Genomic DNA, 26,635 nt, shown 5'->3' with positions numbered 1-26,635 from the left:
GCTCTTTATTCGGTTAAAGAACCATAGATTACAAGGTTATGACTCGCTAACTCGTAACCATTTTCTTTGGCAATTTCCTTAATACGCTCTTCAATAATAGGATCAACGAACTCTTTAACCGTACCATTTTTAACGCACACAAGGTGATCATGGTTATCACCGGTATCCAGCTCAAAAATAGAGATGCTGTTTTCGAAATTCAAGCGGCGAACAATACCTGCTTGTTCAAACTGTGTCAGAACACGATAAACGGTTGCAAGCCCTACTTCTTCGCCCTGTTCTAACAAAATCTTATAAACATCCTCTGCCGTAAGGTGATGCTGATCCCCTAAACTCTCAAGAATTTCTAAAATTTTTAATCTCGGTAAAGTAACCTTTAAGCCCACTTTCTTAAGTTCTGCGCCGCTCATGGAATCCTCTGGTCTTTAACACATTGTAACGATGTTCTATCACAGGAAAGGTCGCGAATTTTGTTTTACAAACCGCGATTTCGTTGTCTTAGAACATGTTCAGTTGCTTTATTGATTTTATTTTTGTTGTGAGATTCACAATCTCAATTAGTGTGTATAATACCTTAAATCATCCATCACAGACACCTAAATGAGTATGAAAACATTGAAGCTGACCGCGTGCAAATCAGGCTTAAATTTAAAACAAAAGCCTCTTATTAACTGCCAACTTAAAAACAAAACGCTGGGGCTGTCATTAGCGCTTTCAGTGTGCCTATTAAGTGGTTGCTCTTACCTTGCCCCTTACAAAGCACCTTTAACGCAAGGCAATGTGATGACAGAAGAATCGGTTTCACATATACAGGAAGGGCTGACCAAGGAACAAGTTCGTGAGTTAATTGGACCGCCACAAGGTAGAGATCCATTTAACCCAAATCATTGGGAATATGTTTTTTACAGCTCAAACACCACCTTACATACCGATTCTACGAAACATTTGGTCATCAATTTTGATGAAGATGGAATGATAAAAGACTGGAAAGCGCTACCCACCAATGTCACCCTAAATCACGATGACTCTTGGTTAGGACTGGATTGGTTCTAACCTCTAAAGATATCAATTACCTAAAAAAGACCTGAAACTTCAGGTCTTTTTTAGGACTACGAACATGTATCCGTACTCCCCTAAGCCTTTGCAATCATCACGAACGATTAACGATCATCATGCAAACTAGCTGAGATGAACTACTTCGCTTCTTTACGCTCTTTTTCTACCTTCTCTCTACGGCGATCACGAGGGTCGACTTTTAAAGGTCTGTAGACTTCGATACGATCCCCAGGGCGTAAAATAGTATTGCTGTCGACTAACTTAGCAAAAATCCCGACTTTATCGATATTCAAGTTTGGAAATTCCTTCAAGAGTTTAGAGTCCGCTAGAGCTTGAGCGACGGTAGACCCTTGGGCAATTTCTTCAGTGAATAAAAACTGTTCTTCTGGTAACGCATAGGCCACTTCTATCTGAATTTTATTGTTCATAATAAACCCTTAATAAAACGTGCATAAAAGCTAATCGAAAGTGAGTTACTGATTAAAGCCACCGGTTTAAGAGTAGATCTGCTTGGCTCGCTCACAAAATGAGTCTACTAATGTACTGGCGATATGTTCAAAAATAGGTCCTATGGCGACATTAAACAAACCATTACTGACTTCGAACTCGACTTCGAACTTGATTTTACACGCATCCACATCCAATACTTTAAAACTCCACTCGCCTTTCAAGGATTTAAATGGACCTTCTACCAAATGCATTTCAATACGTTCATTAGGCACTAAATGATTACGGGTTTTAAACGTCTGGCGAATTCCAGCCTTAGCAATGGTCACACTAGCAATCATCTCTAAATCCGTTTCCGACACAACTTCGGAGTCACCACACCAAGGTAGAAAGTTAGGATAGTCCGCGATGTTATTGACAATGTCATACATTTGTTTGGCTGAATAAGGTAACAGAGCTGTTCTGGATATTTTTTTCATAAGGTTTAAGGCTAACGATTATCTTTAACATTTAAGTGATTAATTGAACACTAGACACACCTGTGTCGATATTGATTACACTATTATAACGTGCGTTTTATGGCGCATTATAACAAAGCTCTTTAAACGGTAGCCAATGGAGTGAATGTGCCAATGGCCGATTATTTTCAATGCCTTTCAAAGAGGCTATTTTAGAGCATGAATCCGTTGAGTACGGATTCATGCTAGAATAAAAAATTGTCTAATTTAAGGAGTCACTTCATGGCCGATATATTCTGCTTTAAAAAAGCGTTTCCATTATTTTGGGTCTTGCCACTCTTGATATCTGGGCAAGTAAACGCAACCGAATACCACGACGTTGAGCACCCTGCTAAATCTAGTCAAGCAGGCACTTTTTTGAAAGACACCTGGATTGTTGATTATAAAACTGATGACTTTACCGATACCGTCAAGCAGGCCACTGTACTGTATATTCCACAAGATTACAGTACCCAAAAAGCATTTTTTATGCGCTGCCAAGATTATTTTGCCAACTTTAGTGTGCAGTATCTGGATAAAGAGAAATTTTTACAGGAGAGTGATGGCACTCTACCGAATGCCTCGCCCAGCTTTATTAAACACGGTTATGTTTATGATGATACACAGAGTCTGAGGGTTAAATCCGGTTCAGACACCACCTCATTTGATATTTCTGTGGGCGGACAGAATAGGGCTTTATCTAAACTGTTTAAAACCGATGTTGAAAAACAACCTGGCCTACTTGGCATGAGCTTTCACACCTCTTTTACCTATCAGGAGATGCCTAGCTTTAAAACCGACAGTAACAGTTCGGATGTTAAAGCGTTCTTTAATCTGCTTAAACCTGCATTGACGGGGCAAAACCCACTCTATTTTGAGTTAGAAAGCAGTGAAGGCCATACACAGCGTTTTTCATTAGACGTAAAGCGTATGAATCAGTTTGTGCCTAAAAAAGTCATGGACTACTGCTTTACCGGCAGGCGTTTAAGATAGACAACTCAGCATTCTGCTGGGAAATAAACGAATGAAGGCACGCCAGTCAGGCATTACCGCATTTGGATAGTAAATCATTGTAGCGATTTTGTTATAATAACAATAGTTTAAAATAATCTGTTTAAAGGGTCGGTTTCGACTAAAAAGATATGGCAAAAAAACCTAAAAATAAAGCGCTTGAGAAGACCATTGCGCAAAATAAAAGAGCGCGTTTTGACTTTCAGATTGACCAAACCTTTGAAGCAGGTATTTCATTAGAAGGCTGGGAGATCAAAAGTATTCGTGAAGGCAAAGTGAATATTAAAGAGAGCTACATTCTCTTAAAGAATCATGAAGCATTTTTATTTGGCGCGCAGATTCAAGCACTCATAACCGCTTCAACCCATACCATCCACGATCCGTTACGCTTAAGAAAATTGCTGTTACATCGTAAGCAAATTGAGCTTTTAACCTCTAAGGTAGATCAAGATGGTTTAACCGTTGTGCCGTTGGATATGCATTGGAGTGACAGTGGCAAAGTCAAACTCACCATTGGCCTTGCCAAAGGTAAAAAACTGTATGATAAACGTGCCACAGAAAAAGAACGTGAGTGGAGTCGTGATAAAGAACGGGTTATGAAACTGACTCGTTAATCTCTTTTTAAGAACGGCTAAATTCACGATTACATGAATTCAAGTTAAATAAGACGATGAGTTCTTTTATAAAAACGCTATAATAACCTTGCTTTAGATAAACCCCTTGAAAAAGAGTTTATCGGCCTTATAAAGAGATTGTCAGTAAATTTAAACAATCAATTTATTTGGCTTTAAAAGCCACCAGGCCTGGTAAATTAGAACTGACCAGGCCTGGTAGAACTGAATTTCATCAGTTTTCGTGTCAAACGAACTTTCCATTATGGGGGTGTTTTGGTTTCGACAGGGAGATGGAAATTTAGGATGCATGTCGTGCTTGAATCACCGCACGTAAATCTTGATTCAAATGTTATAGTTGCAAACGACAATAACTACTCCCTAGCAGCTTAGGCTGTTAGTGCAGGCTTGGCCAGTTGTTCGTAGCCCCTAGTCTGTATCGACTCATACGGAATCGTCAGTGTCATGTGTTTGGATGGCCCTGCCTAAACTTTACAAACTCGCCCTCTGTGATCCCTGCTAGCCGGGCAACAGTCGGGTTAAACTAATAGACTAAATAAACATGTAGAGTTCTAAGTGGAAGCTTTCTGGACGGCGGTTCGAATCCGCCCACCTCCACCAATACCTAAGCCCAGCCCTTTATAAATGAGGGTCTGGGCTTTTTTATTGCATGTAAATGACTTTATTGTTTATGATATTCCATGCAGTCATTCTTTTTATATCCCTACTCATGGAACAATAGAAATCACTCCCGAGCTTTATTTTGTATCGCGTTACGAATCGTTTCAAGTAGATTTTCATTAGTCGTTTGAGATTTAATCAGTCCCGCTTTAATGTGAGTTGTATCATCTTGGGTGAGTTTGTGAACTGAAAATACCACGACGGGGATACTGGTCTTGTCACCTGTTTTTAGCATAGGGAGTAGTTTCTCACCATTACCATCTGGTAGAGCTAAGTCAAGTATCACTAAATCAAAGTCCGTTTTTTCTAGGTGTTGCTTTGCCTCAGCGAGCGTGGCAGCCGAAGTCACCGTAGCAAAGTCCCTTAATACCAAACGGGTCACTGCCGTGATATCAGCATCATCTTCTACATGCAAAATATGCGGTTTCGTGCTTGGCAAGTTGTTAACGGCTAACTGTAAGCTATTCGCTAATTGATCCTGATCAATCGGTTTTTGCAGCCAATCAATCACACCAATATCTTCAGTTTTAATACTCTCTCTACCTTGATTTGCATTCGCTGAAACAACCACTATAGGTAGGGTTTTGAAGTCTTGCGTTTGACGTAGTTCATGAATAAAAGAGATTCCATCCTGACCCGGTAAACCTAAATCTAAGGTCATGGCATCGTAATGGTTTTTGGCTAATAACGCTTTTGCATCGTCTGTATCAAAGGCGATATCTGTCTCATAACCATTTTGTTGTAACATGAGCGACAATAAGGTGGTGATGTCTTTATCGTCTTCACAAATAAGGATTCGAAAACACTCAGACTCGTTCTTTTCACCCGCCTGAGCAGAAACATTTGACACATCTAAAGAAACAGAAATTCCGGATTTATCAGGCACTAATTGAGGTAACGCCCGTGCGATTGGCTGTTGCATTTTGGGTATTTCAAAATAGAAAGTCGTCCCTTCAGGCGTACTGATGAAATCAATGTGGCCGTGATGACTTTCAACAATGCTTTTAGTGATACTTAACCCTAGACCCGTTCCACCTTGCTGACGAGTATCGGAAGAATCCCCCTGGATAAAACGATCAAATACCGTTGGCTGAACCTTAATTGGAATTCCGATTCCAAAATCAATCACTGAAACCCGATAATGTTCATCCTGTTCAGTCAACTTTATTTCAACTTCGCCCCCTTCGTGAGAAAATTTCGCAGCATTTGACATCAAATTTGCCATCACTTGCATCAAGCGATCATGATCTGCTTCCACCTGTGCATTTTCAATCGTTTCGGTGATTTTAAAGGTAGCGCCTTTCTCTTCTCCATACCCTTTGTTTGCGACAACACTTTGCTCTAATAAACGGTCTAAAGAAAACTCGGACATTTTAAAATCCATTTTTCCCGCCGCAATTTTTTCAATATCCAAAATATCATTTATCAAGCGAATTAAGCGCTCACTGTTGTTAAAAGCAATTTCCAACATGCTAACGAGTTTTTCAGGCAGCTCACCCAGCATGCCCGATTTAACTAAACCCAACGAACCTTTAATAGAAGTTAAAGGGGTACGCAGTTCATGACTGACAGTCGAAATAAATTCACTCTTTATCTTGTCAACTCTTTTTTGTTCAGTCAAATCCTTAGCAACCCCTAGATAAGCAGTAATATCACCTTGGTGATTATAGACAGCAGTCACTGACAGCATGACTGGTATACGCTCGCCATTTTTATGGACATAAGTCCATTCACGTTCATAGAGTTGACCTAATTTTGCTGTGGCGATAAAGACTTCAAAACCAGGTTCAATCTGCGTTTCTAATTCCATTGATAACGTTTTGGCTTGCTCGACCACCTCTTCAGGCAGATGAAATAAAGCCGGACTTTGTTTATCAATTAAATCTTGTGCTTGATAACCAAGCATTTTTTCTGCAGCTTTATTGAAACTCTTAATCATGCCTTCTGGGGTGGTTGAGATAATAGAATAACTGCTACTATTGATAATGGCCTTCTGCATCTGCTCACTGGCGATCAATTCTCCACGCTCTTCAGTCATCTGTTCGAATAAAGAGTCAATTGATTGCCCAATTTGAGCTAATTCATCTGCACCCTGAACATGAGCACGTACCGAATGCTCACCTTTTGAAAAACGTTGCAAAACATCCACTAAACGCATAACTCGTCTTGTCACTCTATAATAGACAGAGACTGAAAAGAGGAACGCACTTAAAAGAAATCCGAGCAAACTCAATCCTATCAAATTCAGCAGTGAAGTCATGGCCTTATCTTGTAAATAGAGTGCATCTACCGAATAATAGAGAAATCCACAACGCTGTGGGCGCAGACTATTACTCGCCTCTGCATTACACACACTTGTATAGCCCGTGATAAGATTATTTTCTTCGGAATAAAGCACTTGAGTTACTTTGGTTCGAGGGACCTCATAAATGAGTCCAGCATCAAACAAATAGTGCAACTTATCCCATTGCTGTCCAATCGCTCTTTGGTGCGTCGAAGCAATCACTTTGCCTCTTTTATCCGTCACAAAAATAACATTTAAATCTGGTTGAGCCCCTAAAGACGCAATGGCTTTTTTTACCCCTTCAATATCACCCAAAAATAAAAAACGTTCAACATTACCTTGCAAACTATTCAAAGAACTCATCGCTCGACTGTACTGATCTGCTTTAACCTCCATTAGGACATGACTGCGAATGGTCAAAAATGAAAAGATCGTTGTAATGGTAATAAAAACCACAAACAGGCTAGGTAAAAAAAATCTTAACGTCATAACACTCTACTTTTTGCTGGCTCGAGTTGGTATATTTAAATAGGCTGGATTGAGTAGCCTATCGAGACTGACTGAATCAATTAATAACTCCTGCTCTAACATGGTTTTTTGCATACGCTGTAAAACCGGATTTAATTTAGGCTCCACGCCACCCAATAATTTTCGTGTCTCAGCCAATGAAGGTAAATGTAAGCCCTCAAAGCTATCTAATGCTTCTTGGGGAGTGACCTTTAAGCGTTGAGCTATGACCTTGGCCGCCAATTCCGGCTGTTTTTTAAGGTAAGTTAAAGCGTTATACCACCCTTTGATCAACGTTCTTACCCGCTCTGGAGATTTGGCTAAGTAGTCATCATGCACAACCAATACGTCGACGACCTCGCCAGGAATTTCACGGCTGGAAAAAATTTCTTGAGCTCCAAGGTTTTTTAATTTGGTTCGTACGGGTTCAAAGGTCACAACAGCATCAACCTTCCCTTGACGGTAGACTGACTCATGAGCGTCTACGCCAACGTGAATTATCTGTATGTCTTCCAAAGCCAGTCCGTGTACTTCTAAAGCACGCGTTAAAACATAAGCGCCTAAAGCTCCCCCTTCAACTCCAACTCTTTTACCCTTAATATCACTAAATGTCTGAATGTCTGGTGTTGCCATAATGACATCACCACCATTTGAAATATCGGTGACTAAAACTATTTGAATGGGCATCTTTGATTCACGTAGCAATAATGCCTCATCCAAGGTCAAAGCAGCGGCTTCAATTGTTTTATTTCTAAATGCACGTAACACTTCTGTTGCAGTCGCATATTCAACCAGCTGTATCTTATTGCCCTTATCCCATCCTTCAAGGCTTTGAGCTAAGTAAAACGGCTCATAACCCGGCCAAACATTCGTACCAATACGCATAGTATCAATCGCCTGAGCCGTAAAAGAGACTGCCAAACCGATTGAAATAAGCACATGACGGAAATTAAACATAACGGATTTATCCTTTTAAAAACTAAATAAAGCATCTTTTTTGACGGTCATTTACAAAACAGTCTCATTTAAAACTTGCATCTAAGTGAGCTAAGGAACTTCCAGTACAACACTCATGGTGTTGTCCGGCAGCAAAATAGGGGAAAACTGAGCGCAATGGAGACGCTCTTTGGGCAATTCGATTCGTTATATGATCACATCCGATTAAATGCCAAAGGCTGTTGGCTTGAAAGCCATCACATCGCTTTGCCACTTCTCACTCTTTAACTCTTTAACTCTTTAAAATCAAGTATAACCCTATGTTCAGTTCACACATCAGTTTACATGCAGATTCTCTTTATCCCACCATAGGAAAGACTTGTTCTAGTGGTATACGTCCAACACCCCAAACAAAAAAATTAACCTTAAATATTGCATGTTGCCATGCTGAAATACCACACTGGTAACCATTTTATGCCTTGAACGAATAACATGACCGTTGAACATATTCAAGCAAAGCAAAGCATATCTTAAAGCTGCATCGTGCCCTTTGAATCTCCTAAATTTTGGGTTTTGCAGCAATCATGCAAGACGATTGAATACGGTACAGAATGAAACATTCATCTGCCTCCCCACAATGGTGACATACGATGGTCCGTGAGTATTGTCATATTTCACACAACAATTGATGAAAATATATCCTTAAACGTAACAGCATATCGTGCACCTCTAGCTTAGTTCATCCGAATGTTATCTTCACGCACGAGATAAACGGCAGAAAATATTGTATACCCTCCAAAGACGATTAAAATAGGCGATAGAGACTATTTCATGACAGGCGTTATGTGTCGAGATCGCAATGTGGGAAATCTAGGTTGATTGGGCTCGTAATAATGAGTTACTGCCCATTATTTAAACGAAAAGAAGCGTCATTTTAACTCTTTATTAAACGACGATTGACTCTTGCAAGCATCTCTAGACATTAATCTTTATTATTTCATTTTTTACCAAGGGCTTTTCCACTTTCTATGTCTGCAACCACTGAGTTACCGATCCATGCCTTTATCCCACAGATTCAGAACTGTTTAGCTGGACATTCGGCCTGCATACTCCAAGCTGAGCCAGGAGCAGGTAAATCAACGCAAGTGCCTTTAGCATTGATGCAAGCTGAATGGTTACAAGGTCGCAAAATCATCCTACTGGAGCCTCGTCGATTGGCAGTGCGTTCCCTTGCGGCTTTTCTCGCGAAGCAACTCGGTGAAAAAGTCGGCCAGCGCATTGGTTATCAAGTTCGCAATGACCGTCAAATATCCAAAGAGACGGTGGTTGAAATCATGACTGAAGGGATTTTAATCAGACGCCTGCAAAACGATCCGGAACTCAGTGAAACGGCCTTGATTATTTTTGATGAATTTCATGAACGTTCCTTGGATTCAGACTTAGCCCTGGCGTTATGTTTAGACAGCCAATCTGCACTGCGAGAAGATCTAAAGATTTTGATTATGTCCGCCACGATTGCAAGCGACTCATTAAGTCTGTTTTTGGACAATTCGCCCGTTATTCAATGCCCTGGTCGGACCTTCCCCGTCAATATCCATTACTTAACCAGTGCACCACCGAAACCATTATCGCTACTCTATGGACACCCGTTTTATATCGTGATTACTCAGGCTTTACTCAAGACACTTGAGCAACATAGTGGAGACTGTCTGATTTTTTTACCGGGTCAAAAAGAAATTCTAGAAACTATCAGACATGCCTCCGAAAGTATCAACCCTGCGGAAGTAGCTCTGATTCCGCTCTATGGTGGACTCACGCCTGAAGCCCAAAGCAAGGTATTGCTCAAAGATGCTAAACATCGTCGCAAGGTCATTTTCTCGACCAATATTGCCGAAACCAGTTTAACCATAGAAGGCATTCACATTGTCATCGACAGCGGTTTAGTCCGTCACGCGGCTTATGATGCCAGTAGCGGCATGACCCGCATGCTGACCCAAAACATCTCGCAAGCGTCCGCCACACAACGCTCAGGTCGAGCAGGTCGATTGGCTGAAGGTCATGCTTATCGTTTATGGACAGAATCCGATCACAAAAGCCGTATAGCCTTCACAGCCGAATCGATTTTAAACTCCGATCTGACAGACTTAAGTTTAGAGATGGCCATGTGGGGCGTGACTAATTTAGAAGATTTACGCTGGTTAACGCCACCGCCAAAAGCACACTACCAAATCGCGCAAGCGCTGTTAATCCAGCTAGGCTTTTTAAAAACCAATGGTTCTCTCAAGCCCTTAGGAGAGCAAGCGAGTCAACTCGGCCTTTCGGCACGTTTAGCAAAGATGCTTTTGATTGCAGCACAAACTGGAGAGCAATCTCTCACCACGGCTTGTGACATCGCCGCCATTTTGAGTGAACGGGATATTTTCAAACGTGGTTATGGAGTTAATTTAGAGGATAGGGTTGAGGCTTTACAGGCTTATCGTCAAAACAGTAAAACATCAAACGCCTCACAACTCGTACTGTCGGCGACGCGAGAAGCCATTAGAAATAGCCAGCAGTGGAAAAAACGAGTGCTTGGTTTGCCGAATACTTTAAAGTCAGAAACATCCACTACCCAGCTTTCAATAGGTCAGATGCTAGCCTTAGCCTATCCTGACAGAGTCGCCAAACGTCGTTCAAATGCCGACGGCCGTTATCAACTAAGCAATGGCAAAGGTTGTTTTCTGACGCCTGAAGATCGTTTAAATGACCAGGCCTGGTTAGTAGTCGCCCATTTAGATGGCCAACGTCGAGATGGTAAAGTCTTTATGGCGGCACCGATTACCCTAGAGGATATAGAATCACTCTTTGCCACGCAAATCACCACCGAGACCAGTGTCACTTTTGATGACAAAAAACAGCGTATTTTAGGCACCACTTTTCGAAAACTCGGTGCACTAAGTCTACAGCAAACCTCCACCCAAAAACTCAAGCCAACCGACGTTCAGACCTGTATGACACAGGTCATTTTGGCCTCAAATTTAGAAAAACTACCGTGGAATAAAACCAACCAGGCCTGGTTAGATCGCGTGTCCTGGTTAGGCCAATACTTGCCAGAATACGCCCTATTTTCGACAGAGGAGCTAGTGAATGATTTTGAAAAGTGGTGTCTGCCCTATCTAAGCCATGTCACACAGTGGTCAGATTTAGCAAAATTGGATTTATTGAGTCTATTGCAAGCCAGACTCAGTTATTCCGAATTAAACGCAATAGAACAATACGCCCCCACGCATTACACCGCGCCATCCGGTAAACGAGTGGCCATTGACTATCAAATGGGAAAATCACCTAAAGTCGCGATTCAACTGCAAGAGCTGTTCGGTGAACTCTCATCTCCCAAACTGGCGAATGGCCAAATCGCCCTCACGTTTGATTTGCTGTCACCCGCTCAAAAACCCATTCAAATCACCGCCGATTTAGCCAACTTTTGGAACACCTCGTATATAGAGGTCGCCAAAGAGATGCGCGGTAAATACCGCAGACACCGTTGGCCAGAAAAACCGCTTGAAGAGAAACCAGGCAGATCGATACAACCACGTCGGCCACGTACAAAATAGCCAGGCTTTGTTGGTTCAAAACGAGGATTTTATCTTAGTTAAAGAGGTAATTTTCAGTAATAAGCTCGTAATTTAACACAATATTTACTAGGGTAAATCGACTTTTTTTGTTAGGCTAGGGTTACTTTCGTTAAAAGAGCGCGCATCCATATGTCTGTTTCAAAACCAGCTTTTGCATCAACCTTACTGCTTCCTGTCTTTATTCCAGCGATTGTCGTCATATTATTATTCCTAATTGGCACACTCAGTAACCCTGAATTGGCTGGCACATTCTTTGCAAGCATCTTGGCCAGCATTACTCAAAATTTTGGCTGGTTCTATATGCTGGCCGTCGCCATGTTTTTGGTCTTTATTGTTGTCATTGCACTTTCGCCATGGGGTAAAATTAAACTTGGCCCAGACCATATTGAAGCCGAATACACCTTTCTGGCCTGGTTTGCGATGCTGTTTTCTGCGGGTTATGGTATTGCCCTATTGTTCTTTGGGGTTGCGGAGCCCGTCTTACATTTTGCCTCACCACCAAACGGTGCTGCGGAAACGGTAGATGCTGCCAAGGAAGCGATGCAAATTGCCTTTTTCCATTGGGGTTTTCATATTTGGGCTATTTACGGCCTCGTTGGGTTAAGCTTAGCCTACTTCTCCTTTAGACATAACTTACCGCTTTCGATGCGTTCAACGCTCTATCCATTAATTGGTGACCGGATTTATGGTCCTATTGGACATGGCGTGGACACCTTTGCTATTTTGGGAACCGTCTTTGGACTTGCAACCACGCTTGGTTTATCCGTAACTCAAATTAACACGGGAATTCATTATCTTATTCCATCCGTTCCAATCTCCACCTCTGTCCAAATTTTAGCGATCATCATTATTACCGGTTTGGCCGTTATTTCGGTTGTGGCAGGCATGGATAAAGGTATTAAGCGACTCTCTTTAATCAATATTGGCTTAGCGGTTGCCCTAATGTTATTTGTGTTTATGGCAGGACCTTCTATCTTCATCTTAGAGACATTCTTGCAAAATACCGGCAGTTACCTCAGTAATATCGTTGAGCGTACCTTTAACTTGCAAGCCTACTCATCAAGCGATTGGATTGGAAACTGGACCATATTTATCTTTGCATGGACCATTGCCTGGGCTCCCTTCGTTGGTTTATTTATTGCCAAAATAAGTAAAGGGCGCACCATTCGTCAATTTGTCCTGGGCGTAATGTTAGTACCCACCCTGTTTACCTTTCTGTGGTTTTCGGTGTTTGGAGATACCGCCTTACACTTAATCATGCAAGAGGGGTACCATGGTTTTATTCAGGCTGTTCAAAACAATAATGCCATCGCACTATTCCAGCTATTCGAGCACTTACCGCTCAGTGGTATTATGTCAACTTTGGCGGTGATTTTAATCATCACATTCTTTGTCACCTCAGCCGACTCAGGAGCCTTGGTTCTTGATTCGCTTGCCTCTGGCGGCAGCTCTAACACGCCTATCTGGCAACGTGTATTCTGGGCGAGCCTGTTAGGTGCAGTGGCTTCGGTTTTACTCTTGGCTGGTGGACTCAAAGCCCTACAAACTGCCTCCATTGTCAGTGCTTTGCCTTTTGCAATTATTATGATCATTGCCATGATAGGCATGTGGCGTGCACTCGTTCTTGAAACCCATCGAGAAATGAGTTTAAAAAACGCGGTGCGTAATAGTGGTAAAGTCTTAGAAAAAGAAGGTACAAATTGGAAGGATCGCCTTGCAAAGCTTGTGGACTACCCTGATAAAGAGGATGTTTCAAGCTTTATTAAAGACGTTGTTCATAAAAGCATGGAAACGGTTCAAGCCGAACTCAAACGTCGTGGCTGGGAGTCAAACGTTTATATGGAGAACGATCCCCTGAGAACCCGTATAGAAGTCATTAAGTCAGAGCAAATGGCCTTTATTTATGAAGTCCGTTTATCTGAATTCATAATCCCTGGATTTGCTTTATCGGAACTTCCAATGGAAACGGCATCCATCTCAGTTTCAGAAAAAGCAACCGAAGCCGCAGCTGAAGATGATCATGAATATTATTACCGTGCAGAGGTCTTTTTAAGAGGAGGCAGTGAAGCTTATGATGTATACGGCTACAGTCGTCACAATATGATTACAGATATATTGAATCACTTTGAACACTACCTGCACAAACTGCATCATTCTGCGGAGTTATTACCTTGGGATATTGAGCAACATGAAAAGCAATTACAATCTAACCTTAACTTGAACGAAGAGCCTTAAAACTACCAGGCCTGGTAGAATGGATAAACTAATTCATTGTTCGATGATAATCATCGAACAACCTTCTTTAGACGAATTACACAGAATAAGCACACACTAAAAGCAACCACGTTAAGTTGAACCTTATGCAAGCCTCCTATGAAGTTATTTCGCTGGAAACGGTCGATTCAACCAGTCGATACTTAAAAGATTACGTTACTGAAAACAGACCCATTAAGCCTATTTTTTGCACGACCAAAATTCAGACCTCAGGCTATGGCCAACAAAAACGTCGTTGGGTCACAAATCAAGATTCTGCCATATTCTCTTTAGCTTACCCGCTGGAGGCGGGTTTTGAACTGTCAGGTCTTTTAAGCTTACATATTGCAGCTTTACTGCATCAAAGTCTGAATGAACTCACCACTGCCCCTCTCTATTTGAAATGGCCTAATGATATTTTTAACGATCAAGGGAAAGTAGCGGGCATGTTGATTGAACAAGTCTTAAAAAAGGACTACCGTGCGCTGATAATCGGCATTGGCATTAATCGAGGCAGATCAGGTGTGATAGACGGTTCAAGCAGCGTTGAACCGTTTGATTTAGATGCGTTATTTGAACGCTTCTTTCATAAAATCCAACAAGCGGGGTTACAAAATTACTCGCAGCTTGAACTCAATGAACACTGGCAAGCACATGACCTATTTGAAGTGAATGAAACCGTTCGCTTCATCTCACCCGAAAAGGAAACCACAGGGCTTTATTTAGGCATTAATTCAGAAGGTCAGGCGCTTATAGAAGTCAGAGGTGAAATTAGAGTTCTATCATCAGGCCTTACTTCAATTCGCAAACATTTATAAGACATTTTAGTACTCATCATTAACCGCAAAACCTTAAAAAAACTTCACACTCACTCCACCTATCATGCACTATAAATGCCCTGTCTTCACCCAGATAAGCGTGTCTTGTTCTACATAAGGATAATGCTTACTTAAATGTGGCTGCGTAACCAAGTGCCTTTTGGATAATGGCCGTTTTCATCAATTAACTCACCCGTTAAGACTAAAATTTCTTCCCCACCCCAATGAGTATGTGGCTGAAAATGTTCACCTGCTGGCCAAAAAACCAACGCACAACTTTCAGACCCAAACTGATGCAACCCCATCACTTTTAAGCCGCCTAATCCTTGATTCAAAGGATTAAAATCCGTTTGGACTTTCACAGGCTCTAAGTCTAATGGATCAAACTGGTCTAGCTTTACGAATAAAATGCATCCCTCTTTGGAAAACGGCTGGTGTTTTGAACCTGGCGGATTTCTAAAATAAGTACCTGCGGGAAAATCACCGGTTTCATCCGAAAAAACACCTTCTAAAACCAGTATCTCTTCGCCTAATGGGTGACTATGCGGAGAAAAGGCCGCACCAGGCATAAACTTAACAAGACTGGTCGTACGCCCTGACTCGGTGCCCTCTCGCTCTAAAGGTTTGCGTAATACCCCTTCTGAAGGACTACCAAGCCATTCCATCTCTGCTGTGTGTATGACAATAGATTCATCAAAATTCATATTTTCTTGCATCAGATTTCCCAAGTTGCGCTGAGGTTAAAATTGGACTCTTTAAAAGGCTATCTCGCATTTTGAATTTACACAAACACGGTGCACTCACTATACTAAAGATCCAGTAGAAAAACTTCAACATACACCATTCATGAAACGACATTCTAATACAGGGGTTCTGATAAGCGATCTTAGTTAAATTTTAACGGCAAAAACAGTAGAATTGGATTTATAGAAATACAGCACAGAATGTGTGTAAAAATAATAATGGAAATAAAAAAAAGAATAAAATGGGGCGAGCGACGGGGATTGAACCCGCGACAACCGGAATCACAATCCGGGACTCTACCAACTGAGCTACGCCCGCCATAGTAGATACTAACTGTAGATAGGGTTCCGTCCATTCGCCTTAGAAAGGCGATGCTCAACAGCTTTGAGCACTAGACGTTTTGTGGAACCTTTTGTATACCAGCTTGCAGAAAAAGTTTATTTTTATACATGCTGATAAGAATATGGTCGGAGTGGAGGGATTTGAACCCCCGACCACCTGTACCCAAAACAGGTGCGCTACCAAGCTGCGCTACACTCCGAGAAGTGGCGTATTTTATAGGCCACCCCCCTTCCTGTCAATAGATAAAAACGCATTCTTGTAAATAATCCCAGACGCTATTGTTTTGCAGTTTTTTTATAAAGATTCAAATAAAAATATATACATTTTTAAACAATAAATTAATTCTTATTCATGACCGACGTAGACCTGAAGGATAACGTGGCGAGTGGAAGGAGTTAGAAAATCAATAACCACCCTACTTCATTGGGCACAAGCTGATCTCTCACAGGGTATTATCTATATCGAAGGAGATGACCTTTCTGAAGAGTGAACAATCTTTTGTCGTTCCGCTCTCTCAAGTAGCAATAGATGTCATTAGAAGACAAAAAGTAAACACCAGATCCTCCGGTCACAACCGTAAGCAACTCCATGGCGCTGATGCAAGCTCGGTCAACTAAGGTTTGCCTTCCTGGTACAGAACTTGACACGGGTTAGCATCTATTTTCGGTGTGGCGATTTCGGTGAAAAGTCATCTGCAGCTTCAGTCCAGTCGGAAGCTTTTGTATCAGTGATTTCAGTACCGTAGTCGTCGATATTACCGACGTCCTCAGCACCGGCCCAACTTAGTGGTGCCTCGCAAAATTCCAGATCCTCCTGATACCATATATCAAAGTCGTACTCAAACAATGTACCTTCAAAATCCTGCATCTCCACCGTGCGTGCAGATTCATCTATGGCCACCACGCGAAAGCGCTGACCTTTGTCCAGATGACAGTACCAGTTATCTACAATCGGTGCGACGTTTAAGGGCATGATTATGTAACTCCATTTTGTTTTCCTGTTTCTTATAATATCTTACAAACAGCTAACTTGTAAAGTTACGTATTTAGAATCATTAATCTTACCTAATAAAGGGCTAAAGATAGGTGATGAGAAGCTGTTGTGACATGACTTACGACATACTTGGGCAAATCCTGACATGTCCAAAGAGGAACGCCTTTAGAGATACTTCAAGAGTTGGGGTAGATGGTCTGACTACAAGATGGTTAAGCGTTACGATCATTTTACCCATCAGCATCTACAGCAATATGTAAATAAGAGTCCAAAAACCCCTTCTACAACATTCCCAAAAATGACAAATGGCAGCTTAGACATGACTAATCATAAAGGCCGCACCCATTTATAAATTATAAGGACATTTTCAAAACTCATAATGAATAAGAATATTACCTTTTCGACTTGGATTATCATCAAAATTTATAAGGCTTTTCGAAGAGTTTGTGATGGAGACTCCCCAAATGTTTTTTTATAATCATGGCTAAATTGTCCAGCATGGGTGAACCCCCACTTTTCAGCAGTTTCGGTCACCGTACTATCTTTATCCGCAGTTTTTAGGGCTCTTCGAACTTGATTCAGTCGTGTCAACCGCAAAAACTGTAAAGGACTGTACCCCAAAATAGTTTCAAAACTATATTGCAATGTGCGACGACTCACATAAGCAATTTGACATAGCTCTGTAATCGTGACCGGTAATTGTTGATGACTCTTCATATACTCTTTTACACGTTCCACGACCACTTTACGATGCTGATAGCTAGGAAGGAGTTTTGGCGAGCTTGATTCATTAGGCAGAGCATGAAGTAGGCAGGTCATCAACAAGTCTTCTCGAACATACGAATCCATTTTATGAGAGGAATCATCCATAATGGTGCCCAAACATGACTTTAACATCATCAGTTTTTGAGGTGCCAGTTCAAGCGTTGGGTTTTTAAAAACATCCCATTCTCTTAATTCAACTCCTTGTAAAGTAGCCATTCGGTTTAATAGCTCACCTTCAAGAACCACTCCATAAATCTGAAAGTTTTCGGGAGTAACCAACTCAAAGGCTTGATCTCCTGATCGAGTTGCCAAATTATTTGGCATTAAATTCTGCCCGTTAATCCGAAAACTCAAATCCTCTTCTAGTGGAATACCAAACCAAATCGCATCTGTCCATATTTGACATTGCTGACGTAATGCTCTGCTGGTTTCTTCTTTAAAAACATGAAAGTTATGGCTAGTTAACTTGTCCACACTACCATAAAAACAGCCTTCACTCATTTGATCATATTCTTGTAACCAATTTGTCAGGCTATCGGCTTGCTGATCCAGATCATCTGTTCTCAATACGCACCTGTTTAGTGCACTACTTATTTCATCACTACTCATTTTATAGCTCGCAATGTTTGACAATAATATTTAGTCTCAAATACTACCCAAATAACCTATTGTTTTATATATTCTTTTTATCATTTGCCAAATTTCGATAATCAAAAGGAACAACTCTCGCTTATAAATAGGCAAGCAACTTTTATTCCCCTTAACGTTTTCGAGTAAAGCCTATATGAGCCAAAATTACCAATACACCTTAGGAAAGCATCGCTACCAATTTAAAAACCTTGGCGATTTGATGGCTAAAGCGACTCCTGCAAGATCTGGAGACCGTCTCGCTGGAGTGATCGCTCTGTCAGCTGAACATCGTGCAGCAGCTCAAATGGCGCTCGCTGATTTACCTCTTAAAACATTTTTAAACCAAACTATTATTCCTTATGAAACGGATGAAATTACGCGTTTAATCTTGGACGAGCATGATGAACAGGCTTTCTCTACAATTTCTCATTTAACAGTTGGTGATTTTCGTAACTGGCTGCTCAGTGATAAGGCCACTTCTGAAGTTCTTAAACAGATTTGCTTAGGCGTTACTCCAGAAATGGCCGCTGCTGTTAGTAAAATAATGCGTAATCAAGACTTAATTCTGGTGGCTAAAAAATGCCATGTCACGACGGCCTTTCGTAATACGATTGGCTTACCAAATCACCTATCAACGCGCTTGCAACCCAACCATCCAACCGATGATGTTAATGGCATCGCCGCCAGCATTTTAGATGGCCTGCTTTATGGCAGTGGTGATGCGGTCATCGGAATTAACCCTGCCACGGACAGTGTTGCGCAAGCAGTGAAATTGATGAAGCTCATGGATGAGGTCATTCAAACCTATCAAATTCCAACCCAATCCTGCGTACTCACCCATGTAACGAATACATTAGAAGCTATTGAACTGGGTGCGCCAGTAGACTTAGTCTTTCAGTCCATTGGCGGAACGGAGGCGACAAATACCAGTTTTGGCTTTAATTTAAATACCCTCGCGGAGGCTCAGGAAGCCGCTCTATCTTTAAACCGTGGCACGGTTGGTAATAATGTCATGTATTTTGAAACAGGCCAAGGTAGCTCTCTTTCAGCCAATGCGCATCATGGGCTCGACCAGCAAACCTGCGAAACACGAGCCTATGCAGTTGCCCGTAAATTTTCACCGCTATTAGTGAACACGGTTGTGGGTTTTATTGGGCCCGAATACTTATTTGACGGCAAGGAGATTACCCGTGCAGGATTAGAAGACCACTTTTGTGGCAAGCTATTAGGCCTTCCTATGGGATGCGATGTCTGCTACACCAATCATGCTGAAGCCGACCAAAATGACATGGATAATCTCCTTACTCTTTTAGGCGTTGCTGGCTGTTCTTTTGTAATGGGCATTCCTGGGTCTGACGACATTATGCTCAACTATCAAACCACCTCTTTTCACGATGCACTCTACGCACGTCGAGTGCTTGGGTTAAAAGCTGCGCCTGAATTTGAAAAATGGTTAATGGATATGGCTATTTTTAGAGATATTGACCAAGTCATTCTTCCTGACGACATCCCAAATGTCTTTAAGCACGCTTTAAAATCATTGCCAAAAGGGCGCGTATGAAATCTAAAACTTTATCAACTCCCCCCACCACATCAGATGAAGCCGTTGAAAACCCCTGGCGGATACTTCGAGCGTTTACTGACGCAAGAATTGGCTTAGGAAGAACAGGGGTCAGTCTCCCCACACATGAGATGCTAGCGTTTCAATTGGCTCATGCGCAAGCTAAGGATGCCGTGCACCTTCCCTTAGATGTTCAATCCTTATCCATTCAATTAAGTTCACTGCAATCTCAGCCAAAACTATTCACCTTACACAGTCAAGCTGATGATCGTTTGACCTACTTACAAAGACCAGACTTAGGCAAAAGACTGAATGAAATATCCCGTTTGGGATTAATGCAGGACTCTGAAGCGCATGACTTTCAATATGACTTAGCCATTGTTGTAGTGGATGGACTTTCTTCCAAAGCAGTTCAACAAAACACCCCTAAATTTATAGGGACTTTATTCAAGGATATTCGAAACACCCCCTCATTAACCAATATTCGCATAGCGCCTTTATGCATCGTTGAGCAAGGACGAGTGGCTATTGGCGATGAAATTGGCGAACTCCTAAATGCACAACTCGTCATTATTTTAATCGGAGAACGTCCTGGATTAAGCTCTCCAGATAGCCTAGGACTCTATCTTACTTGGCAACCTAAGGTAGGGCTGAATGATGCATACAGAAATTGCATTTCAAATATAAGGCCTGCTGGACTGGCTTTCAAAGACGCAAGTCAAAAAGCATTGTATCTAATTCAAGAATCACGTCGCTTGAAACTTTCAGGCGTTAACTTAAAGGATCGAAGCCATGAGAAAACCATAGAACATGAAGAAGAAAATAAAAATTTTTTAATTGAATAATTTTAGCGATGGAGTCTAGAGCTATGGAAACACAAACAAATCAAGAATATTATGCTAAACGGCAACTTAAGAGTGGCACCGCAGGCTGGTTTTTACTGGCCGGATTGGGCGTGTCTTATGTTATTTCCGGTGATTTTGCAGGCTGGAATTTTGGAATAGCGCAAGCTGGCTGGGGTGGCTTTGCCATTGCAGCGGTTCTTATGGCTATTATGTACTTAACCCTCGTATTGTCACTAGCCGAGATGTCATCCGCCATCCCAACAGCAGGCGGTGGCTATGGTTTTTCTCGTCAAGCCCTGGGTTCAACAGCAGGCTATATGACTGGACTTGCTGTTCTAATTGAATATGCTTTAGCACCAGCCGCTATTGTCATATTCATAGGCTCCGCGTTTGAAGCGCTCACAGGCTTTAATGGCATATGGGTCTATGCTATGTTTTATCTAGTCTTTGTCGGCATTCATTTAATGGGAGTGGGTGAAGCGTTAAAGATTATGATGATCATTAGCGGTTTGGCCGTATTTGCTATTATTGCGACTGGCGTTGTATTATTTAGTAGTTTTGATTCTGCAAATCTATTCAATATTCCAGTGACCGAAGCCATAGGAGCCTCTGAATTTTTACCCTTAGGTTGGTACGGTGTTTGGGCAGCATTACCCTTTGCTATGTGGTTGTTTTTAGCGATTGAAGGTGTTCCTTTAGCAGCAGAAGAAGCCAAAGACCCAGCTAAAGATGTCCCTAAAGGGATTATTGCAGCTATGTTGTTCTTATTGTTCACTGCTGTACTAGTTGTCTTTTTATTAGCAGGTTCTGCGGGTGCTGACATGATTAGTAAAAGCGCTGTCCCTTTAGTAGATGCCTTAAATGCCAATGGCAATGCGAATCTAGCGACATTAGTAAATGTTTTAGGGCTCGCTGGACTCATCGCGTCTTTTTTCTCTATTATCTACGGTTATAGCCGTTTGATTTTTGCACTCTCAAGAGCAGGTTATTTACCAAGATCACTGTCTTTAACCACTGAGCATAAAAAGGTACCTGCACGTGCACTTATTATTCCTGGGATTTTTGGGTTTTTAGTTTCGCTGAGTGGAGAAGGTGATTTGATTCTGGCCATGGCCGTAGTTGGCGCAACCGTTTCTTATGCATTAATGGCTTACAGTCATATCGTTTTAAGACTCAAACAACCAGACCTTCCACGTCCCTATAAAACACCCGGCGGTATCTTCACATCTGGAATTGCATTAGTGTTGTCTTTAATTGCATTAACTGGCGTTTATGCTTTTGATCCGAGAGCCTTCTTTTACACCATGATTTTATTTGCAATTGGCGCGGCTTATTATTTTGGCTATAGCAAAAACCATTTGGTCGCACACAGTGCAGAAGAAGAGTTCGAAATGTTGGCAAAAGCACAAGCAGAATTAGACGTTAGCTATCAAAATTCGACCAGCTAACATATCGTCAAGTCAAATGAACACCAGGGTTATTTTTACGAATGCCTCATTTGGCATTCTAAACACCCAATCCTGAACTTATTAGGCGGTTGTTGAAAAAATCAACAGCCGTATTAATCTGTTTTTACACAGAAGTCTCTAAAAATATTTTGTCTAAAAGAACCTCCATAAAAGTCCTCTCGTAGCGTGAAAAATTCCAAAATCGGGATCCATCACTTTGTTGTGATCAAGTAAAAATGGCAACATACTTAGAACAATTTAATTAAAAAGTTCAGTCCCATCTAAACGAAAGCACTTGCCTTTCACATATTTCTATTACTTATAAGAATACCTATACTCATAAGTAACAAACCAAGCAAAATGGTTATTCGTTAGACTTCTTCTAGCGTTCTAAAATATGCAAGGGACTCAGCTTTTAATGATTCATCTAAGTCATTTAAATCAGAATATATCGTTTTCAACATTAAATGCCCGCCATCCTCGGATATTCGTTGTTTACACTTTAGCGCCTTTTCCCTTTTCACTAACCATTATTTTAAGCGACCAGAAATTGTAACTTTCAAATCATTCGTTCAACAATCTATGTATTTAAGGAACTGAAGGATATGACATTCTGAAGAGTGAACAAGCTTTTGTCGTTCCACTCTCTGAAGTCGCCATAGAGGTCATTAGAAGACAAAAAGATAAACACCCAACAATGTATTCATCTACAAGAGTAAATCCATTAGATGGGCGAATACTGGCTCTTTTAAGAAGGCTTGCGACAAAGCGGGCATTGGGCATCTACGCTGGCTGACCTACGACATACCTGGGCAACCTGGCATGTTCAAAGAGGAACGCCTTTAGAAGTACTTCAAGAATTGGGTGGATGGTCTGATTATAAGATGGTTAAGCGTTATGCTCATTTTACCCATCAGCATCTACAGCAATATGTAAATAAGACCCCGAACGACGCACCCACAATTTTCCCCACAAGGACAAATTTTAGGCAAAAAAAAACCTGACCTTCAAAACACATAAAGTGTATGAAAATCAGGCTTTTAGAATGTGGTAGCGGGGACAGGATTTGAACCTATGACCTTCGGGTTATGAGCCCGACGAGCTACCAAGCTGCTCCACCCCGCGACAATTTGTAAACCGAACCAAGAGTGTTTCCCGTTTCGATGTGGCGTATTATAGGGGGTTATAGAATTTACGCAACCCCTAACATCACTTATTTATACTTTATTTTGTTTTAGGAATTTCTTAAGGTTATAACGGTAGATAAACCCTGGAAAAGCGAAGATTATAAACATGAATAAGGTGATGGTATAGAACTCCCAAGTTTGCGGAGAAACGTGCCCCATACTCTTATTTTCAAGTTGATATGCAAATAAACCCGTCAATAAGAAGTAGGAGAACCATTCGATTAAATTTACAACAATCGACTTGTGCGACACCTTAATAAATAAAAATAATCTATTACTGAGGATAAAAGGGATATTTGCTAAAACGATTGCTGTCACGAGTAACAGCCAAACAGCTTGATTTAATTCCATGATTTACATCCTTAAATTAAAAAAGCCCGAGTATCGGGCTCTCATTAAATACGATTTGGTTAAAGAGCTTTGAGACTATGGTAACAAAGATCAATCAATGAACTTGGTAATAACCCAAGCACAACCAACAAAATTGCAGTAAAGCTTACTGCCCAAGTTAAACTCGGACTAACAGGCTCTAGAGGAGAGTCATCTTCAGGCTTATCAAAATACATGGCCTTAACGACTTTCAAGTAATAGAACGCACTGATAACGGCCATAATGACGGCAAGAACCGCAAGCCATGTGAAACCAGCCTTAACGACTTCTTCAATAACGACAATCTTTGCCCAGAAGCCAACAAATGGTGGAATCCCTGCCATTGAGAATAGAATAATCAACATCATGACCGCTAACCAAGGATTACGAACGTTTAGCCCTTTAAAGTCTGATATTAAATCGAATTCTTTACCCGTTCTAGAAAGTGTGACAATCATTCCGAAACCAGCAACACTCGTGATCGCATAGATAATCACATAGAACATGGACGCTGAATAACCTTCAGGCGTCGCTGCGATTACCCCTAGTAATAAGAAACCGATGTGACCGATACCTGAATAGGCTAATAAACGTTTGAGATTGTCCTGTGCAATCGCGACAATAGAACCGATGACCATCGATAAGATAGAAATCATTATGATGAGCGACTGCCAATCTTCAATCAAACCAGGCATACCTTCTGCAAGCAGACGATATAACATTGCGAAACCGGCAATTTTTGGTGCGGTACCAATGTATAACGTAACAGCGGTTGGTGCGCCATGATAAACATCTGGAACCCACATGTGGAATGGAACAGCACCTAATTTAAATGCTAAACCGATCACCACGAAAACAACACCAAATGAAAGCACAACACTATCAGCCTGTCCGGAAGCAATAATCTCAGCCATTTCCGGGAAGGTGATTGATCCGGTTGCTCCATAGATCATTGAGAAACCATATAAGAGCATTCCCGTCGCTAAAGCACCCAATATAAAGTATTTAAGCGCGGCTTCTACCGCATGCGCACAATCTCTACGCAGAGCGATCATAGCGATCATCGCCAGTGACATAATCTCTAGACCAAGGTACATGGTAATCATGTTATGGGCTGAAATCATTACAAACATGCCTAGTACACCAAACAAGCCTAAAACAAAATATTCGCCACTGAAGAATTTATGCTGAACCAGATACTCTCTTGAAAACAGGAAAATTCCCATTGAAATGGCAATGGTAAAGAGTTTGAGAATATCGGCAAAACTATCGCGAACAAAACTGCCATCAAAGGTAATGATTTGAGTCGTGGCAAAGCTGCTTAATATTAGATAACCAACGACAACTAAACTGATCTGAGTCGCATAATAGGTAGCAAATTGATAACGTTTTGACCAAAAGGTATCTGCAACCAAGATAAAAGAGATTAGCGCTAATAACGCCATCTCTGGTATAGCAGGTGCAAATGCTGGAATCACAAAATTCATATGGTTAACTCACCTATTCCGTATTAAAGTTTAGAGGTTGTTGCTTGAACAAGTAACTGTTCAACAGAAGTATGCATGACTTCCATTAATGGACTTGGGAACACACCCAGTGCAATAATCGCAATTGCAAGTGTCGCCATAATGGCAAACTCACGTTTATTTAAATCTTGTAGCTTTTCGACGTTCTCATTAGTCACTGGACCAAAGAAAACACGTTTCACCATCCATAACGTATACGCGGCACCGATAACCAAGGTCAGCGCAGCCAGTGTTCCGTACCATAGGTTTGCTTTGAAGGCACTTAGGATAACCATGAATTCACCGACGAATCCAGAAGTACCTGGAAGACCCACATTCGCCATAGAGAAGATGACTGCAAACAGAACGAACCATGGCATTTTATTAACCACACCACTGTAAGCTGAAATTTCACGCGTATGCATTCGGTCGTAAAGCACACCAATCGCTAGGAACATGGCACCAGAGATGAAACCATGAGAGATCATCTGGACCATTGCCCCTTCCATACCTAACTGTGCACCTTGCATTGAACCAGTTGACTGAACGATGTCATACACTAAGAACATACCGAGTGTAACGAAACCCATATGAGAAATTGAGGAGTAAGCGACTAATTTTTTCATATCATTTTGTGCAAGCGCCACGATTCCAATATAAACAATCGCAATTAATGATAATGCAATGACCAACCAATCCAAAGTCATGGAAGCATCCGGCGTAATCGGCAAACTGAAGCGAACGAAACCATAGCCCCCCATCTTCAACATGATTGCAGCCAGGACGACTGAACCAGCGGTCGGCGCTTCAACGTGTGCATCTGGCAACCACGTATGTACAGGGAACATTGGGATCTTAACGGCGAAGGCTGCTAAGAATGCCAAGAAGATCAAAATTTGCGCCGTCATGCCTAAATGCATACCTTGGAAATCAAGAATTGAGAAGCTACCTGATTGGTAATACATGTATAGGAATGAAACCAACATGAAAACTGAACCTAAAAAGGTATATAGGAAGAACTTCAATGTTGCGTAAACTCGACGCGGACCACCCCATTTACCGATAACGATAAACATTGGAATTAATAGGGCTTCCCAGAATACATAGAACAGAATCGAGTCGAGTGCAACAAATACCCCGACCATAATCCCACCCATAATTAGGAAGGCACCCATATATTGTTCTACACGGTCTTTAATCACGTCCCATGCAGAAGCAACGACTAACACTTGTGTAAATGTGGTAAGTAATACCAAAGGCATAGACAGACCATCAACCCCTAAATGGTAGTTGATGTTAAACATGGGAATCCATGCAATATGTTCTACAAACTGCATAGAAGCCGTCGAATTATCAAATCCAATCCACAATGGAATTGAAAGAATAAACGTTAACCCAACGGTTATAAGTGATAACCATTTTGCCGCAGTATCGTTATTACGACCTGCAAATAGTACTAGCAGACCACCCAAAATAGGTAGCCATATCAATGTACTTAAAATAGGAAAGCTTGTTAGCATGAATTCCAGTC

General features: G+C 41.4%; 21 protein-coding genes, 3 tRNA genes and 1 other RNA gene. 11 read left to right on the top strand and 14 right to left on the bottom strand.

Features of this window, described 5'->3' with window-relative positions:
• Positions 1-5 precede the first annotated feature (5 nt).
• Positions 6-410: a ferric iron uptake transcriptional regulator gene (gene fur, locus F612_RS0101405; protein ID WP_019555953.1), complete on the bottom strand. Its 405-nt coding sequence runs from the start codon at positions 408-410 to the stop codon at positions 6-8.
• 190 nt (positions 411-600) lie between these two features.
• Here fur and F612_RS0101400 point away from each other — a divergent pair, with 190 nt between their 5' ends.
• Positions 601-1,053, top strand: a complete 453-nt coding sequence (locus tag F612_RS0101400; protein ID WP_019555952.1) for an outer membrane protein assembly factor BamE — start codon at positions 601-603, stop codon at positions 1,051-1,053.
• Positions 1,054-1,193: 140 nt separating this feature from the next.
• On the opposite strand, the gene F612_RS0101395 is transcribed toward F612_RS0101400, so the two are convergent.
• Entirely contained in the window at positions 1,194-1,484 is a 291-nt protein-coding gene (locus tag F612_RS0101395; RefSeq protein ID WP_019555951.1) for an RnfH family protein, read from the bottom strand.
• A gap of 66 nt (positions 1,485-1,550) precedes the next feature.
• Positions 1,551-1,982, bottom strand: coding sequence for a type II toxin-antitoxin system RatA family toxin (locus tag F612_RS0101390; protein WP_019555950.1), 432 nt, complete (start codon positions 1,980-1,982; stop codon positions 1,551-1,553).
• A gap of 261 nt (positions 1,983-2,243) precedes the next feature.
• Here F612_RS0101390 and F612_RS0101385 point away from each other — a divergent pair, with 261 nt between their 5' ends.
• The 3 genes from F612_RS0101385 to ssrA all read left to right on the top strand — a co-directional run bounded on the left by F612_RS0101385 (position 2,244) and on the right by ssrA (position 4,243).
• Entirely contained in the window at positions 2,244-2,993 is a 750-nt protein-coding gene (locus tag F612_RS0101385) for a hypothetical protein (RefSeq protein ID WP_019555949.1), read from the top strand.
• Between the two features lie 149 nt (positions 2,994-3,142).
• Positions 3,143-3,625: an SsrA-binding protein SmpB gene (gene smpB, locus F612_RS0101380; RefSeq protein ID WP_019555948.1), complete on the top strand. Its 483-nt coding sequence runs from the start codon at positions 3,143-3,145 to the stop codon at positions 3,623-3,625.
• A gap of 264 nt (positions 3,626-3,889) precedes the next feature.
• Positions 3,890-4,243: a transfer-messenger RNA gene (gene ssrA / locus F612_RS13100) on the top strand.
• 124 nt (positions 4,244-4,367) lie between these two features.
• Here ssrA and F612_RS12810 read toward each other — a convergent pair.
• Positions 4,368-7,076 (bottom strand): response regulator, encoded by a 2,709-nt coding sequence (locus tag F612_RS12810; RefSeq protein WP_019555947.1) that lies wholly within the window; start codon positions 7,074-7,076, stop codon positions 4,368-4,370.
• Positions 7,077-7,082: 6 nt separating this feature from the next.
• Entirely contained in the window at positions 7,083-8,051 is a 969-nt protein-coding gene (locus F612_RS11935) for an ABC transporter substrate-binding protein (protein ID WP_019555946.1), read from the bottom strand.
• 1,007 nt (positions 8,052-9,058) lie between these two features.
• On the opposite strand from F612_RS11935, the gene hrpB reads away from it, so the two are divergent.
• The 3 genes from hrpB to F612_RS0101355 all read left to right on the top strand — a co-directional run bounded on the left by hrpB (position 9,059) and on the right by F612_RS0101355 (position 14,715).
• Positions 9,059-11,623 (top strand): ATP-dependent helicase HrpB, encoded by a 2,565-nt coding sequence (gene hrpB, locus F612_RS0101365; protein ID WP_019555945.1) that lies wholly within the window; start codon positions 9,059-9,061, stop codon positions 11,621-11,623.
• A 150-nt stretch (positions 11,624-11,773) separates the two neighbouring features.
• Positions 11,774-13,879, top strand: coding sequence for a BCCT family transporter (locus F612_RS0101360; protein WP_019555944.1), 2,106 nt, complete (start codon positions 11,774-11,776; stop codon positions 13,877-13,879).
• 125 nt (positions 13,880-14,004) lie between these two features.
• The gene (locus F612_RS0101355; RefSeq protein WP_019555943.1) at positions 14,005-14,715 is read left to right on the top strand and encodes a biotin--[acetyl-CoA-carboxylase] ligase; all 711 of its coding nucleotides are present in this window, start codon (positions 14,005-14,007) and stop codon (positions 14,713-14,715) included.
• Between the two features lie 131 nt (positions 14,716-14,846).
• On the opposite strand, the gene F612_RS12760 is transcribed toward F612_RS0101355, so the two are convergent.
• The 5 genes from F612_RS12760 to F612_RS0101330 all read right to left on the bottom strand — a co-directional run bounded on the left by F612_RS12760 (position 14,847) and on the right by F612_RS0101330 (position 18,168).
• Complete coding sequence (locus F612_RS12760) at positions 14,847-15,431, bottom strand: cupin domain-containing protein (protein ID WP_019555942.1); 585 nt, start codon at positions 15,429-15,431, stop codon at positions 14,847-14,849.
• Positions 15,432-15,701: 270 nt separating this feature from the next.
• Positions 15,702-15,777, bottom strand: a tRNA-His gene (locus F612_RS0101345).
• Positions 15,778-15,923: 146 nt separating this feature from the next.
• Positions 15,924-16,000 (bottom strand) — tRNA-Pro (locus F612_RS0101340).
• Between the two features lie 458 nt (positions 16,001-16,458).
• Positions 16,459-16,773 (bottom strand): DUF6763 family protein, encoded by a 315-nt coding sequence (locus F612_RS11925; RefSeq protein ID WP_019555941.1) that lies wholly within the window; start codon positions 16,771-16,773, stop codon positions 16,459-16,461.
• 444 nt (positions 16,774-17,217) lie between these two features.
• Complete coding sequence (locus F612_RS0101330) at positions 17,218-18,168, bottom strand: helix-turn-helix domain-containing protein (RefSeq protein ID WP_026329556.1); 951 nt, start codon at positions 18,166-18,168, stop codon at positions 17,218-17,220.
• A gap of 175 nt (positions 18,169-18,343) precedes the next feature.
• Between F612_RS0101330 and F612_RS0101325 the strand changes: the two genes are divergently transcribed.
• The 4 genes from F612_RS0101325 (at position 18,344) to F612_RS13405 (ending at position 23,047) form a co-directional block, all read left to right on the top strand.
• Complete coding sequence (locus tag F612_RS0101325; protein ID WP_019555939.1) at positions 18,344-19,750, top strand: ethanolamine ammonia-lyase subunit EutB; 1,407 nt, start codon at positions 18,344-18,346, stop codon at positions 19,748-19,750.
• Positions 19,747-20,595 (top strand): ethanolamine ammonia-lyase subunit EutC, encoded by an 849-nt coding sequence (eutC, locus tag F612_RS0101320; protein ID WP_019555938.1) that lies wholly within the window; start codon positions 19,747-19,749, stop codon positions 20,593-20,595. Before F612_RS0101325 ends, eutC begins: the two co-directional genes overlap by 4 nt.
• Positions 20,596-20,618: 23 nt before the next feature.
• Positions 20,619-22,043, top strand: a complete 1,425-nt coding sequence (gene eat / locus F612_RS0101315) for an ethanolamine permease (RefSeq protein ID WP_019555937.1) — start codon at positions 20,619-20,621, stop codon at positions 22,041-22,043.
• Between the two features lie 758 nt (positions 22,044-22,801).
• Entirely contained in the window at positions 22,802-23,047 is a 246-nt protein-coding gene (locus F612_RS13405) for a tyrosine-type recombinase/integrase (RefSeq protein WP_083917254.1), read from the top strand.
• Between the two features lie 44 nt (positions 23,048-23,091).
• Here F612_RS13405 and F612_RS0101310 read toward each other — a convergent pair.
• The 4 genes from F612_RS0101310 to F612_RS0101295 all read right to left on the bottom strand — a co-directional run bounded on the left by F612_RS0101310 (position 23,092) and on the right by F612_RS0101295 (position 26,624).
• A tRNA-Met gene (locus tag F612_RS0101310) sits at positions 23,092-23,168 on the bottom strand.
• 92 nt (positions 23,169-23,260) lie between these two features.
• Positions 23,261-23,581, bottom strand: coding sequence for a DUF2818 family protein (locus F612_RS0101305; RefSeq protein WP_019555936.1), 321 nt, complete (start codon positions 23,579-23,581; stop codon positions 23,261-23,263).
• Between the two features lie 59 nt (positions 23,582-23,640).
• On the bottom strand, positions 23,641-25,086 hold the full coding sequence (gene nuoN, locus F612_RS0101300) for an NADH-quinone oxidoreductase subunit NuoN (protein WP_019555935.1): 1,446 nt from the start codon (positions 25,084-25,086) through the stop codon (positions 23,641-23,643).
• Between the two features lie 23 nt (positions 25,087-25,109).
• Complete coding sequence (locus F612_RS0101295) at positions 25,110-26,624, bottom strand: NADH-quinone oxidoreductase subunit M (RefSeq protein WP_019555934.1); 1,515 nt, start codon at positions 26,622-26,624, stop codon at positions 25,110-25,112.
• Between the last annotated feature and the right edge of the window lie 11 nt (positions 26,625-26,635).

The sequence above is a fragment of the Thiomicrorhabdus arctica DSM 13458 genome (genome assembly GCF_000381085.1).
In the GTDB taxonomy this organism is placed as follows: Bacteria; Pseudomonadota; Gammaproteobacteria; order Thiomicrospirales; family Thiomicrospiraceae; genus Thiomicrorhabdus; species Thiomicrorhabdus arctica.
This window is presented reverse-complemented; position numbering and strand designations above follow the sequence as displayed.

Excerpts from the sequence above, each read along its gene's own strand:
- fur (WP_019555953.1), bottom strand. The coding sequence starts at position 410 with ATGAGCGGCGCAGAACTTAAGAAAGTGGGCTTAAAGGTTACTTTACCG.
- F612_RS0101325 (WP_019555939.1), top strand. The coding sequence starts at position 18,344 with ATGAGCCAAAATTACCAATACACCTTAGGAAAGCATCGCTACCAATTT.
- nuoN (WP_019555935.1), bottom strand. The coding sequence starts at position 25,086 with ATGAATTTTGTGATTCCAGCATTTGCACCTGCTATACCAGAGATGGCG.
- F612_RS0101295 (WP_019555934.1), bottom strand. The coding sequence starts at position 26,624 with ATGCTAACAAGCTTTCCTATTTTAAGTACATTGATATGGCTACCTATT.
- F612_RS0101355 (WP_019555943.1), top strand. The coding sequence starts at position 14,005 with ATGCAAGCCTCCTATGAAGTTATTTCGCTGGAAACGGTCGATTCAACC.
- F612_RS0101330 (WP_026329556.1), bottom strand. The coding sequence starts at position 18,168 with ATGAGTAGTGATGAAATAAGTAGTGCACTAAACAGGTGCGTATTGAGA.
- F612_RS0101305 (WP_019555936.1), bottom strand. The coding sequence starts at position 23,581 with ATGGAATTAAATCAAGCTGTTTGGCTGTTACTCGTGACAGCAATCGTT.
- F612_RS11925 (WP_019555941.1), bottom strand. The coding sequence starts at position 16,773 with ATGCCCTTAAACGTCGCACCGATTGTAGATAACTGGTACTGTCATCTG.
- eat (WP_019555937.1), top strand. The coding sequence starts at position 20,619 with ATGGAAACACAAACAAATCAAGAATATTATGCTAAACGGCAACTTAAG.
- F612_RS0101390 (WP_019555950.1), bottom strand. The coding sequence starts at position 1,982 with ATGAAAAAAATATCCAGAACAGCTCTGTTACCTTATTCAGCCAAACAA.
- F612_RS0101360 (WP_019555944.1), top strand. The coding sequence starts at position 11,774 with ATGTCTGTTTCAAAACCAGCTTTTGCATCAACCTTACTGCTTCCTGTC.
- F612_RS0101385 (WP_019555949.1), top strand. The coding sequence starts at position 2,244 with ATGGCCGATATATTCTGCTTTAAAAAAGCGTTTCCATTATTTTGGGTC.
- hrpB (WP_019555945.1), top strand. The coding sequence starts at position 9,059 with ATGTCTGCAACCACTGAGTTACCGATCCATGCCTTTATCCCACAGATT.
- F612_RS11935 (WP_019555946.1), bottom strand. The coding sequence starts at position 8,051 with ATGTTTAATTTCCGTCATGTGCTTATTTCAATCGGTTTGGCAGTCTCT.
- F612_RS12760 (WP_019555942.1), bottom strand. The coding sequence starts at position 15,431 with ATGCAAGAAAATATGAATTTTGATGAATCTATTGTCATACACACAGCA.
- F612_RS0101400 (WP_019555952.1), top strand. The coding sequence starts at position 601 with ATGAGTATGAAAACATTGAAGCTGACCGCGTGCAAATCAGGCTTAAAT.
- F612_RS0101395 (WP_019555951.1), bottom strand. The coding sequence starts at position 1,484 with ATGAACAATAAAATTCAGATAGAAGTGGCCTATGCGTTACCAGAAGAA.
- F612_RS12810 (WP_019555947.1), bottom strand. The coding sequence starts at position 7,076 with ATGACGTTAAGATTTTTTTTACCTAGCCTGTTTGTGGTTTTTATTACC.
- eutC (WP_019555938.1), top strand. The coding sequence starts at position 19,747 with ATGAAATCTAAAACTTTATCAACTCCCCCCACCACATCAGATGAAGCC.
- smpB (WP_019555948.1), top strand. The coding sequence starts at position 3,143 with ATGGCAAAAAAACCTAAAAATAAAGCGCTTGAGAAGACCATTGCGCAA.